At 41.9% G+C, this 12,234-nt stretch carries 12 protein-coding genes; 8 read left to right on the forward strand and 4 right to left on the reverse strand.

The annotated features are described in order from the left end of the window. Nucleotides 1-220 precede the first annotated feature (220 nt). Nucleotides 221-823, forward strand: a complete 603-nt coding sequence (gene ribA / locus IHE35_RS12845) for a GTP cyclohydrolase II (protein WP_242787942.1) — start codon at nt 221-223, stop codon at nt 821-823. A gap of 110 nt (nt 824-933) precedes the next feature. Here the strand turns inward: ribA and hemN are convergent, their stop codons facing one another. Then, nucleotides 934-2,307 (reverse strand): oxygen-independent coproporphyrinogen III oxidase, encoded by a 1,374-nt coding sequence (gene hemN / locus IHE35_RS12850; protein ID WP_242787944.1) that lies wholly within the window; start codon nt 2,305-2,307, stop codon nt 934-936. A gap of 237 nt (nt 2,308-2,544) precedes the next feature. Here hemN and hemF point away from each other — a divergent pair, with 237 nt between their 5' ends. The 5 genes from hemF (at nt 2,545) to IHE35_RS12875 (ending at nt 7,642) form a co-directional block, all read left to right on the forward strand. After that, on the forward strand, nt 2,545-3,489 hold the full coding sequence (hemF, locus tag IHE35_RS12855; RefSeq protein WP_242787946.1) for an oxygen-dependent coproporphyrinogen oxidase: 945 nt from the start codon (nt 2,545-2,547) through the stop codon (nt 3,487-3,489). Nucleotides 3,490-3,773: 284 nt separating this feature from the next. After that, on the forward strand, nt 3,774-3,980 hold the full coding sequence (locus tag IHE35_RS12860) for a hypothetical protein (RefSeq protein ID WP_242787948.1): 207 nt from the start codon (nt 3,774-3,776) through the stop codon (nt 3,978-3,980). A 91-nt stretch (nt 3,981-4,071) separates the two neighbouring features. Continuing rightward, on the forward strand, nt 4,072-4,860 hold the full coding sequence (aroE, locus tag IHE35_RS12865) for a shikimate dehydrogenase (protein WP_242787950.1): 789 nt from the start codon (nt 4,072-4,074) through the stop codon (nt 4,858-4,860). A 391-nt stretch (nt 4,861-5,251) separates the two neighbouring features. After that, the gene (locus IHE35_RS12870; RefSeq protein WP_242787952.1) at nt 5,252-7,075 is read left to right on the forward strand and encodes an acyl-CoA dehydrogenase C-terminal domain-containing protein; all 1,824 of its coding nucleotides are present in this window, start codon (nt 5,252-5,254) and stop codon (nt 7,073-7,075) included. Between the two features lie 357 nt (nt 7,076-7,432). Beyond that, a complete protein-coding gene (locus IHE35_RS12875; protein ID WP_004786992.1) occupies nt 7,433-7,642 on the forward strand; it encodes a cold-shock protein in 210 nt (69 codons plus the stop codon). Nucleotides 7,643-7,988: 346 nt separating this feature from the next. On the opposite strand, the gene IHE35_RS12880 is transcribed toward IHE35_RS12875, so the two are convergent. The 3 genes from IHE35_RS12880 to hemW all read right to left on the reverse strand — a co-directional run bounded on the left by IHE35_RS12880 (nt 7,989) and on the right by hemW (nt 10,226). After that, on the reverse strand, nt 7,989-8,543 hold the full coding sequence (locus IHE35_RS12880; RefSeq protein WP_242787954.1) for an HNH endonuclease: 555 nt from the start codon (nt 8,541-8,543) through the stop codon (nt 7,989-7,991). Next, nucleotides 8,540-8,953: a hypothetical protein gene (locus IHE35_RS12885; protein ID WP_242787955.1), complete on the reverse strand. Its 414-nt coding sequence runs from the start codon at nt 8,951-8,953 to the stop codon at nt 8,540-8,542. Before IHE35_RS12885 ends, IHE35_RS12880 begins: the two co-directional genes overlap by 4 nt. Nucleotides 8,954-9,071: 118 nt before the next feature. Next, on the reverse strand, nt 9,072-10,226 hold the full coding sequence (hemW, locus tag IHE35_RS12890) for a radical SAM family heme chaperone HemW (RefSeq protein WP_242787956.1): 1,155 nt from the start codon (nt 10,224-10,226) through the stop codon (nt 9,072-9,074). 124 nt (nt 10,227-10,350) lie between these two features. Here hemW and IHE35_RS12895 point away from each other — a divergent pair, with 124 nt between their 5' ends. Both IHE35_RS12895 and IHE35_RS12900 read left to right on the forward strand, forming a co-directional pair. Beyond that, complete coding sequence (locus tag IHE35_RS12895) at nt 10,351-10,809, forward strand: DMT family transporter (RefSeq protein ID WP_242787957.1); 459 nt, start codon at nt 10,351-10,353, stop codon at nt 10,807-10,809. 40 nt (nt 10,810-10,849) lie between these two features. Continuing rightward, entirely contained in the window at nt 10,850-12,208 is a 1,359-nt protein-coding gene (locus IHE35_RS12900) for an MATE family efflux transporter (protein WP_275975168.1), read from the forward strand. Nucleotides 12,209-12,234: the final 26 nt, after the last annotated feature.

Raw genomic sequence — 12,234 nt, forward strand, 5'->3', positions numbered from 1 at the left:
TTCAGTAAAGCTGTTAACGGCGCAATATTAAACAATGATCTTGATCAGGGTAAAATTTTGCAGAATACGATTATCCTGAATAATCTTACTGTTTATCAACTATTATCGTTCGCTTTATACAAAAAAGAAAATGTTCTCCAGAAATTCATCTATGCAACCCTACTAATGTCCAATCATTACGCTATACTTTGAGCAATTTCAGGATTTAACGGGTTCAGCTGTGCCTATCGAGTTTGTAGCAACATCAAGATTACCTACCGCTCACGGTGAATTTAAAATTACTGTTTTTCAAGACCCTAAGACTGGCGAAGAACATGTCGCATTATCTAAAGGACTGGAAGAACCAAGTGATGAAGCCGTGCTGGTACGTGTACATTCTGAGTGTTTGACGGGTGATGCTTTTGCCTCACTAAAATGCGATTGTGGACCGCAGCTTCAGGCGACACAAAAGCTGATTAATGAAGTCGGTCGTGGTGTGATTCTGTACTTGCGCCAGGAAGGCCGCGGCATCGGCTTGACCAATAAAATCCGTGCCTATGCCCTGCAGGATCAAGGTCATGACACCGTAGATGCCAACTTGATGCTGAACTTGCCAGCCGATGCACGCCAATACGATATGTGTAGCATCATGCTGGATCATTTAGGGGTAAAAGCAGTACGTTTGATTACCAACAACCCTTCAAAAATCAATGCACTTAAAGACTTGGGCATTAATGTCGTGGATCGTATACCGCTGACGGTTGGTCTGAATCCATTTAATGAACAGTACCTTAAGACCAAGCATGAACGTATGTCGCATTTGTATCGGAAGGATGATTTTTAACAATTTGTATAAATCCTCCCCAACCCTCCTTTACTAAAGGAGGGAGTTCCTCCCCTTTCTAAAAAGAAGGAAAAAGCCTCCCTTTGAGAAAGGGAGGTTTGGAGGGATTTCTAAATCGTCATCGAAAAAATTCGGTTCTCTGGCATCTTACGTTTTAATCTCAGGTCAAAAGCCATACAGATATTACGTACAAAAGGTTTCCCTTTCTCTAAAATTGTGACTGATGAGTCTTCAATTTTAATTAACTCATCCTGTGACATTTCTTCGAGCTGTTCTAGCACGTCATCAATTTCAGCAAATTGCATGTGATCGTCAACCCAAGAAGTTGTGAAGCTACACATCAAATTCAGGATATGTTTACGGATAATCAGATCTTGCTGACTTAATACATGCCCCTTAAAGACCGGAATTTCATTCTGTTCCAGAGATTCATAATATTCTTCAATGGTTTTCACATTCTGGGCAAAGCTGTACCAGCTGTCACTGATTGAGGAAATCCCCAGTCCAATCATCACTTGGGTTTTGGAAGCGGTATAGCCCATAAAATTACGATGTAAAGAGCCATCCTTAAAAGACTGATACATGCTGTCACTTTGCAGCGCAAAATGATCCATGCCAATTTCATGGTAACCATGTGCCAGCAGTTTCTTTTTGCCTTCTTCATAGCACTGGCGCTTGATCTCATCTTTAGGCACATCGGCATCTTTAAAGCCGCGCTGGCCATTACCCTTGATCCACGGCACATGGGCGTAGCTATATAAGGCCAAACGATCTGGCATTAAGGTATTGGTTTGACCAATGGTGTTCAGTACATCATCCAGACTCTGGAATGGTAAGCCAAAGACCAGATCATGCGAAATCGAGGTATAGCCAATTTCACGTGCCCATTCAGTGACCTGTTTGACATTTTCATAAGGTTGAATGCGATGAATGGCTTTCTGTACAGTCTCGTTATAATCCTGCACGCCATAACTGACCCGACGAAAACCTAGATCATACAAGCCTTGCAAATGTTCATAGGTAGTATTGTTCGGATGCCCTTCAAAACTGAATTCATGCTCAGGTGCAATTTCAGCCTTAGCCAAAATACCTTTAATCAGTTGAGTTAAGTGCTCAGTCGAGAAAAAAGTCGGTGTACCACCGCCAAGATGGATTTCCTTGATCATTGGCTTTTCTTCCAATAATTCACAATACAGATCCCATTCTTTTAGCACCGCCTGAATATAGGGCTGCTCGACTTCATGACGTTTGGTAACACGTTTATGACAACCACAGAAAGTGCACAGGCTTTCACAAAATGGCAGATGGATATACAGACTGATGCCTTCGGTCTGATTCGATTCAGCAAAAGAGCGCTTTAAAGTCTGTTTCCATTGTTCGATAGAAAAGTACTGTCCTTCCCAATACGGTACAGTTGGATAACTGGTATAGCGTGGACCTGGGACATTGTATTTTTGAATGAGGGAAGTAGTCTGAACCGACATAATATCCACCTATGACCATCGAAATTCACCCAAGCATGGGCCATCTAAGGCTATTGTGTGTGGGCCGGAAAAAGAATTCAACCTAGCATCTCAGTCGGATTTAATACACTGCCCTGCTTGAATTTACTTTAAATAAAAAGTCTTTTTAGATAATCACCATCAGCAAATACACCTTAATTTTTATGCCATTTTATGCTTTGATGTAGCAAGTCTTTCTTTCTCCCCATGAGGGTTTTGATGCAGCATCCAACTTCTGCGGATATTCAACGCGTACGCGAATTTCTCCTCGACTTACAGGCTCGCATCTGTGCAGCTCTCGAACAACAAGAACATGCCGGCGGTGGCTCAGCTGAATTTATCATTGATGACTGGGAACGCCCTGAAGGTGGTGGTGGCCGTTCACGTGTGCTGCAAAATGGCACAGTGATTGAAAAAGGTGGCGTGATGTTTTCACACATCAATATTTCCAGACTGCCTGCTTCTGCGACTGAACGTCATCCACAAATTGCCGGGGCTAAGGCACAGGCGATGGGTGTATCACTGGTGATCCATCCTAAAAATCCAAATGTACCGACTTCACATGCCAATGTGCGCCTATTTGTGGCTGAAAAAGAAGGCCAGGATCCGATCTGGTGGTTTGGTGGTGGTTTTGACCTGACGCCATTCTATCCGAATAATGAAGATGTGCTTTCATGGCATCAGACTGCGCATGACCTGTGTGCACCATTCGGCGAAGAAGTTTATGAACAGCATAAAAAATGGTGTGATGATTATTTTTACTTAAAACACCGTGATGAACAACGTGGTGTCGGCGGCCTGTTCTTTGATGACCTGAATCAATGGGATTTTGAAACCTGTTTTAAATATATGCAGGCAGTTGGCAATGGTTACCTGGATGCCATCATTCCGATTTTCCAGCGCAATCAGGACAAACCTTATAGCGAAGCACAGCGTGAGTTTCAGCTCTATCGTCGTGGCCGTTATGTTGAATATAACCTGGTTTATGACCGTGGCACTTTGTTTGGTTTGCAGACCGGTGGTCGGATCGAATCCATTTTAGTGAGTCTGCCGCCACTGACTGGTTGGTCTTATCGTCCTGAATGGGCCGAAGGTTCACCAGAGAAACAACTCACCGATTATTACTTGAAGCCACGAGATTGGCTAAAAGAGTTAAAGAAGTAAGTATACGCTTAACCAAAATGCTCTCCGCTTGAGGGCATTTTTTATTGAAACTCTTTTGATTAATTTCTGTATGAAATAAATTTAATCTTCCTTTTGCTTAAAGCTTTCTCTTTACAACGAGTCATTGCAAAATTTACAAAATTGAATTTTTGACGCTCTGAATGTGAACGAAAATTTTCTATAAACATTTAGAAACTTTTCTTTATACAAATAAGCAGAAATGTCCTCACTTCGTCACAAGCTCTGCTGTATAGTAAAATCTTAAAAATAGTGGGTAAAAATATATGCAGCTACGATATTTCAAAAGTCATGTGCTGATGATGTGGATATTTCTGACCGTTACAGTCAGCGCGATTACCACAACATTCTTAACCAAGGATGTCATCCTGGACAGTCTGGCAATTAGTGTCAGTATTATTATGATCATCGGTATTATCTTAAGTGGTGCCCTGCTCTTGACTGAACGTATTATTAAAACCTGTAATTCCTAAAATAAGTCCATAGAATTAGACCTTTCAAGGCTTTAGTCCCTACCCGTTTTCACGTATATTGTTGGGCATTTCAGCACATGGACACTGTGAAATGAGCAAACAATTTGCTGTTGTTGGCAACCCGATTGAACAATCACGTTCTCCAGAATTGCATCATGCCTTTGCCGCTAAAACCGGCATTGACCTCACCTATAGTAAACGTCTGGCCCCGCTGGATGGCTTTGAAGCCAATATTCAGGACTTCTTTGCCCAAGGTGGTATTGGTATGAACGTTACAGTTCCTTTTAAAGAACAGGCCTATGCTCAGTGTCAGGTGCTGACTGAACGCGCCCGTATTGCCGGTGCAGTGAATACACTATGGATGGAAAATGGCGCCCTGCATGGTGATAATACCGATGGTCAAGGTCTGGTCGAAGCTATTCGTGCTTTAGACTGGAATCTGGAAAATACCGACATTCTGATTATTGGCGCTGGTGGTGCGACTCGGGGCGTGATCTATCCACTGGTACAGGCAGGCGCGAAAAAAATTGTCATTGCCAACCGTACCCTCGCTCGTGCCGAACAGCTGATTGCGGATCTGAAAGATGCAGTACCACAGGCTGAACTGCAAGCGATTGCCTTGACTGATCTGGCGGGGGATTTCGATATCATTATTAATGCAACTTCTGCCAGCTTAAGTGGCGATGCCTTAATCCTGCCGGAAGCACTGCAGTTTAAACACGCTTATGAAATGGCCTATGGCAAACCATCTACTTTTCTAGATCAAGCCCGTGCGCGTGGTATTCCTAGCGCTGAAGGTTTTGGCATGCTGGTGGGTCAAGCGATTGAATCTTTCTCGATCTGGAATGGGGTCAAGCCACAGCTCAAAGATTTCCTTTAAGCCTGTTTAAGCTTTTAATATGATTCAAGAGTCTCTACGGAGGCTCTTTTGATTTTCCGACAGAAGGAAATCTACAGAGCAATAAGTGGGTTTAATAACAGCACTTCTGTTTATTTTCAAACAATAACACTTGTGTACAATTCACCCAAAAAACCACCTAGACAAACAGAATAATTATCTATTAAAGTCATCTCATATAAGTCTTTTTTATTTTTTAGCTCTTTATTATTAGCCCATATCTTCAACCAGAATCACCCTATTTTTTCTATCTACTCGATTCGCCTTTCTGACATTTTTATTTGCTTGCCTTATCAATGTATTTTTAGCTGCAATGTGAATAATCAAAGAATCGATACAGATAATCCAAAACTATTAATCAGGATTAAAACGCATGCCAGCATATAAAGCCCCGTTACGTGACATTCGCTTCTTAATGAATGAAGTGCTTGATTACCCTGCACATTACCAGACGCTATCAAATGGTGAATATGCCGATGCTGATACCGTAGATATGATTCTGGAAGGTGCGGCAGATTTCTGTGAAAACGTACTTTCTCCATTGAATCAAAGTGGTGATCTGGAAGGTTGTCATTTTGAAAATGGTGAAGTCACTACGCCTAAAGGCTTTAAGGAAGCATACGATCAGTTCGTACAAGGTGGCTGGCAAGGTCTTTCTTATCCTGAAGAATTTGGCGGACAAAACCTGCCACAATCTTTAAATCTGGTTAAATCTGAAATGATGGGGACTGCAAACTGGTCTTTCCAGATGTATCCTGGCTTAAGCGTAGGCTGTATCAATACGATTATTCAGTTTGGCTCAGATGAACAAAAAAATCTTTATCTACCTCACTTGGTAGCAGGTACATGGTCTGGGACCATGTGTCTGACTGAGCCACAATGTGGTACCGACTTGGGTCAGGTAAAAACCAAAGCTGAACCAAATGCAGATGGCACTTATGCCATTTCAGGTACTAAGATCTTTATCTCGGCGGGTGAACATGACCTGACTGAAAATATCATTCATATCGTGCTTGCACGCCTCCCAGATGCACCTGCGGGTACTAAAGGCATTTCCCTGTTCATCGTACCAAAATTCATTCCAGCAGCTGATGGCAGCATTGGTGAACGTAATCCGGTCACTTGTGGTTCGATTGAACACAAAATGGGGATCCGCGCGTCTGCAACAGCTGTACTGAACTTTGACAATGCAGTTGGTTACTTGATTGGTGAAAAGAATAAAGGTCTGCATGCAATGTTTACCTTTATGAATACCGCGCGTATTGGTACCGCAATTCAAGGGATCTGTCATGCAGAGCTGTCTTTCCAAGGTGCCCTGCCTTATGCCAAAGAACGTATGTCTATGCGTGCCCTTTCTGGCAAGAAAGATCCGGAAAAAGTAGCTGATGCCATCATTCACCATGCTGATGTTCGCCGTATGTTACTGACGCAAAAGGCGATTGCTGAAGGTGGTCGTGCAATGATTTACCATGCAGCGCAAATTGCTGACAAAATGAATGATGCTCTGGTTCGTGGCGATACAGCAGCTTTTGAAGCGCATGATGATCACTTAGGTTTCTATACTCCAATTCTGAAAGGCTTCCTAACTGAACTAGGCTATGAAGCAGCCAATCACGGTATGCAAGTCTTTGGTGGCCACGGCTATATTAAAGAATGGGGCATGGAACAGATCGTACGTGATTCACGTATCTCTACCCTTTATGAGGGTACAACAGGTGTTCAGGCACTCGATCTGATTGGTCGTAAAGTGCTGTTAACCTCTAAAGGTAAAGTGATTCGTGATTACACTGCAGAAATCCTGAAATTCTGTGGTCAGCATGCACGTAACAAATACATGCGTCGTTTTGCTTGGGACTTAACCAAACTTTGCGCACAGTGGAATGCATTGACTGTTCGTATCATGCTGGCTGCACGTAAGGATCGTGACATCGTATCTTCTGCGTCTGTAGATTTCTTGATGTTCTCAGGCTATGTGATGATGGCATACTTCTGGGCACAACAGGCTGCGGTGGCTTCAGCCAAACTGGCTGAAGGCAACGGTACTGAAACTCCTGAGTTCTATAAAGCAAAAATCAAGACAGCTGACTTCTACTTTGAGCGTATGTTGCCGCGTGCTCAAGGTCATGCAGAGGCCATGGTGAATCCATCTAAAACGATGACTTCACTGGCATCTGAACATTTCAGCTTCGATTACTAAGTTCTCGCTGAATTTTAAAGTCAAATAATCAGAAGAGCGCTACGGCGCTCTTTTTTGTTCAATTCTATTAAGTCCTTGATTTTTTAGTAGTGTATATTTTTTCTACAATATTATTTTAAGGGATATCAACTGCATAAAAAATAATAGTGATATACAGCTTGAATATCTCTGAATTCCGGGTATGATGGTTACAACTAGAAAAATTCTTGTTTTGGTTAGTCTTCTTTAAGTATCGCAGTTTTAGTCATAAACCTCCGTTTTTATAGATCAAAAGCTCCATCCAGTCTATTTTTCCAAGTTACATCTTAGTCATCTCATAGATCGACTATAAATCAATAAAACTCAATAGGTTATATTATGTCTAATACAGTTACTGGTACAGTAAAGTGGTTCAACGAAACTAAAGGTTTTGGCTTCATTCAACAAGACAACGGTCCAGACGTTTTCGCTCACTTCAGCGAAATCCAAGGTTCAGGTTTCAAAACTTTAGCTGAAGGCCAAAAGGTTTCTTTCAGCGTTGCTCAAGGTCAAAAAGGCCCTACAGCGACTAACATCACTGCAATCTAATCGTTGCTAAGATGAAAAAAAGCACTCATTAGAGTGCTTTTTTTGTGCCATAAATAAATACACACTTATCTTAGATCCATTAATTAAGGTCTTGCTTTTCTCTAGTCCCTAGTCTTTTAATTCAAAATACTCTGTCTAATTTCTTCATCTGATTACAGTCATGTAAAAAATTACACTAAGTCATAATCATCACAACAGCCCATATTACAAAATATCGCCTAAGCCTCGTTAATACGAATGACTTGAAGGCGAAGTCGAAATAGAAGAAAAACCCCTAGGTAATCCATCGGACTTTTTTATTTTTAAAAAATCAAAATGATATAAAAGGCTAATTTATATAATTTGCTTACTCTAACTTGAAACTGATATCGGCACTGTGATTATCTAAAAATACATGCTGCCGATGCCAAGCTAAAAAGTTTTGATCGGGTTGATAGCTCTTTGGCACCTGTAATCTCTGCCCCTCATACTGTTTTAAATAAATATATAAAGACTGGTCGTGTATTGCTTTATTCGCAATACAAACTTTAAACTTTTCATCAATAGCAATAAAACCAGTATCAAAAGCTTTATCTAATAGAGAAGACAGACAAATTCCATTCCGTGGATTAGTTCGTTGCTCATAATTTTCTGACCAAGGAATGATATGTGAAGCTACTAAAAAACCTTTGGTTTTAATACCTGAAATTGCGCATTGATATTGGTAATTGAGCTTTACTTTTAAAGCAAATTCTCTTTGTTCAACGCCTCGGATTTTGACATTGGCGCGCTTATCTTCAACAAAATAATTGGCAGCTTCTTGCTCTACACGAGTTTGGGATGCATCGAACTCTAGATAAGTATTAGCTTGCACACCGATATCCAGCAGTCGCCAAAAATCATCGGCATGGATTTCATTCATACCATATTGCTGGAAAAAATATTCCCAAGTTGAGCCACGGGTTTTAAAGCTCCACTGAAATTTTCCAAATCGGATTGCAGAATTGGATTTTCAAAAGCAATGCCTTCTTCAATAGTGGCATAAACGGGCTTTTGACGAACTTTACTGGGAACAGACTCATTAGGAATTTCAATCATCTGGCCAATTCGGCTAGCACCGTAAATATAGAATTGGTTTTTTATTTCTGAAGCTTTTTGTGGTCGACGGTATAGAAAAAAATCACCTAGACGAACTTTATTAAATTTTGCTTTGTCCCAATGATATTCCTCAAAATCCAAGTCACCATAAACTAGATGATCACTTTTACTATCAAAAATAAAAAAGCGTGCATCACCTAATTCTACTTTGTAGAAATCTAATAAAGAACTCACTCGCCCCTCGCAATATTGTTATGTTATTCAAATGACTTAATATTTGAATAATCACAAAATATTGAGAAATTAATAGAGGCGGATGCAATTAAACTTTATTGAATAGAAATCCACAGGCTTATAAAAACTCTTCCAATACTGAATTTAAAAATACATGCCCCTGCTCGGTACAAGCCAGACGTTCTGGATCCTCAACCATGAGTTTGCGTTGACGTAGTGAAGTCAATAATTCATTTAGACTATCCAGATTAAGGCCTGTACGCTCTGCATACAACTTCGCTGCTACACCATCATTTAAACGCAAGGCATTCATCATAAATTCAAACGGCATATCTTCAGCTTCAATCCGTTTAAACTGCAAATGCTCTGCGGGCACTTTGGCTAAATAATCTTTCGGCAAACGGGTTTTCTGAAAACGATACACCCCATCAGCTTGAGTCACTTTCCCGTGAGCCCCTGCCCCAATTGACAAATAATCGCCAAACTGCCAGTAATTCAGATTATGTGCTGACGGCAATTCTTTACGCCAAGCCGAGACTTCATAATTGATAAAGCCCTGAGCTTTTAAATAAGCCTCGCCCTGTTCCTGAATCTCTTCCAAGACCTCATCCACAGGTAAAATAGGCTGCGTACGGAAAAACACCGTATTTGGTTCAATAGTAAGTTGATACCAGGAAATATGCGTTGCCCCATTTTCCACAGCCAGTTTTAAATCATTTAAAGCCTGTTCTAAAGTCTGTTCTGGCAATCCATGCATCAGATCAACATTGATGCGCTCAAAACCTGCTTCTTTGGCATGAGCAATCGCCGAGATCGCATCTTGATTGCTATGAATACGCCCCAGCTTTTTCAAATGCTCAGTATTAAAACTTTGTACACCAATCGAAAGACGGTTAATGCCCGCTGTCAGATAACCGGCAAATGGGTCATGTTCCACTGTGCCTGGATTGGCTTCCAAGGTGATTTCACAGCTCTCTTCAAAAGGAAGCAGCACTTTTAATTGGCTAAATAACCACTGATAACCTTGGGCAGAAATGAGTGAGGGTGTACCCCCACCAATAAATACACTATGAATCTGACGTCTCTGTGCAAAATCAACCTGCGTCTTAAAGTCCTCAACCAAGGCATGCAAATATTCCTGCTCGAGATCTAGAGACAGTTTGCCATCTGGTACCGCATGTGAATTGAAATCACAATAGGGACATTTACGCACACACCATGGCATATGGATATACAGGGACAATGGAATAGCGGCAGGATTTAAATCAGTCAAGGACAGTGCTCAGAACATCAGATGAATTTTGTTGTATTTTAGCATGACAAAAGTACCCTGCTTATGAATTCTCATCCGCTTTACAGTAGACTCAGTTTAACCCAACAAAAACAAGACCCTGAGAATGAAAATATCTTCCGAGATCCTGCTATTTATCCCTTTGGCAATGGCAATTGGTATTGCCTTAAGTTTTCAGACCGGTATTAATACCCAGCTACGGGAATATTTATATTCTCCTTTACAAGCTGCCCTTTTCTCCTTCCTGATTGGTACAATATTGCTTGCTGTGTTGGTATTTTTTCAGCAGGTGGATAAACCGGGCCTCAGTACATTTGCACAATTGCCTTGGTATTTATGGCTGGGTGGTGTCCTCGGTGTCTATGCGATTAGCATGAGTATCTATAGTGCACCGAAACTTGGGCTGCTCACTTTGTCCGCTTTGGTGATTTTTGGACAGCTGGTCTCCTCCATGATCATCGATCATTTTGGCTGGTTCGACAGTGAAAGAATACAACTCAACTGGCAACGTCTTCTGGGTGGCGTGGTGATTTTTATTGGTGTGCTTCTCACTTTACAACGCTAAACCTTATATCTAAGCACATGATGAAAGATGAGTATTTTTTGTGTCGAATGTTTCGTCAGCTACAACCCTAAGCTTTGAATTAAAACGCCTGTTCACTTTAATGTTACCGATTTTGGTCACCCAGTTTTCTCAGGCCGGTCTTGGTCTGATTGATACCATTATGGCCGGGCATCTGTCTGCAACTGATCTGGCAGCCATTGCAGTCGGGGTCGGCTTATGGATTCCGGTGATGTTGCTGTTTAGTGGCATCATGATTGCCACCACCCCTTTAGTGGCTGAAGCCTACGGCGCTCGTACCCCAGAGAAAATCTCAACCATTGCCCGTCAGTCCCTTTGGGTTGCTTTAGTACTCGGCGTAATCGCGGGTCTGGTTTTGCAAATTTTGCCTTTGACCCTACCTTTACTTGGCGTACCGGAAAACTTGCAACCTAAGGCTGGCTTGTTCCTGCATGCGATTGGTTTTGGTATGCCAGCCGTGACCATGTATGCAGCATTGCGCGGCTATTCTGAGGCAATCGGTTATCCACGCCCAGTCACAGCAATCAGTTTATTGGCCCTACTGGCATTGATTCCGCTAAACTTTATTTTTATGTATGGTTTCGGTCCAATTCCCGCGTTAGGCAGTGCGGGTTGTGGTTTTGCTACAGCGATTCTGCAATGGCTGATGCTGATTACACTCGCGACCTATATTCTAAAAAATAAGGCCTATCAGGCAACCCAACCCTTTACTCACTGGGAAAAAATTAATACTTACTGGCTCAAGCGTATTCTCAAGTTAGGCCTACCAATTGGTTTAGCGATTTTCTTTGAAGTCAGCATTTTCAGTACGGCGGCAATTGTCCTTAGCCCGTTGGGTGAAACTATTGTCGCGGCACATCAGATTGCGATCTCCATTACCTCACAGCTATTTATGATTCCAATGTCTTTAGCGATTGCCCTAACGATTCGTGTCGGAACCTATTATGGCGAGAAAAACTGGGTCGCAATGCGTAAGGTACAATGGCTCGGTTTAGCCACTGCCACTGTGCTTGCCATATTGACTATGCTGCTACTGTGGTTCTTTAAGCATGAGATTGTGGCACTGTATACCTCAGAAATGCAGGTCGCCCAGATCGCGGTCTATCTGGTGCTGTTTGCCATTGCCTATCAGCTGATGGATGGCTGGCAAATTAGCGCCGCAGGCTGCTTACGTGGTATGCAGGATACCAAAGGCCCGATGTGGATCACCATGATTGCCTATTGGGTGATTGCCTTCCCGGTCGGTGTCTATCTATCCAGATTTACGGATATGCGTGCGGCCGGTGTCTGGGTGGGTCTGATTGTCGGTCTGAGTGTGGCCTGTGTGTTGCTACTGATGCGTCTCTATGGCAACAATAAACGTTTGATTCAGCAGATTTAAAAAGTATTTAAAAAAGGATGAATTTT

The organism is Acinetobacter sp. ASP199 (assembly GCF_022700675.1).
Taxonomy (GTDB): Bacteria; Pseudomonadota; Gammaproteobacteria; order Pseudomonadales; family Moraxellaceae; genus Acinetobacter.

Excerpts from the sequence above, each read along its gene's own strand:
- aroE (WP_242787950.1), top strand. The coding sequence starts at position 4,072 with ATGAGCAAACAATTTGCTGTTGTTGGCAACCCGATTGAACAATCACGT.
- IHE35_RS12880 (WP_242787954.1), bottom strand. The coding sequence starts at position 8,543 with ATGAATGAAATCCATGCCGATGATTTTTGGCGACTGCTGGATATCGGT.
- hemN (WP_242787944.1), bottom strand. The coding sequence starts at position 2,307 with ATGTCGGTTCAGACTACTTCCCTCATTCAAAAATACAATGTCCCAGGT.
- IHE35_RS12870 (WP_242787952.1), top strand. The coding sequence starts at position 5,252 with ATGCCAGCATATAAAGCCCCGTTACGTGACATTCGCTTCTTAATGAAT.
- hemF (WP_242787946.1), top strand. The coding sequence starts at position 2,545 with ATGCAGCATCCAACTTCTGCGGATATTCAACGCGTACGCGAATTTCTC.
- IHE35_RS12875 (WP_004786992.1), top strand. The coding sequence starts at position 7,433 with ATGTCTAATACAGTTACTGGTACAGTAAAGTGGTTCAACGAAACTAAA.
- IHE35_RS12860 (WP_242787948.1), top strand. The coding sequence starts at position 3,774 with ATGCAGCTACGATATTTCAAAAGTCATGTGCTGATGATGTGGATATTT.
- IHE35_RS12895 (WP_242787957.1), top strand. The coding sequence starts at position 10,351 with ATGAAAATATCTTCCGAGATCCTGCTATTTATCCCTTTGGCAATGGCA.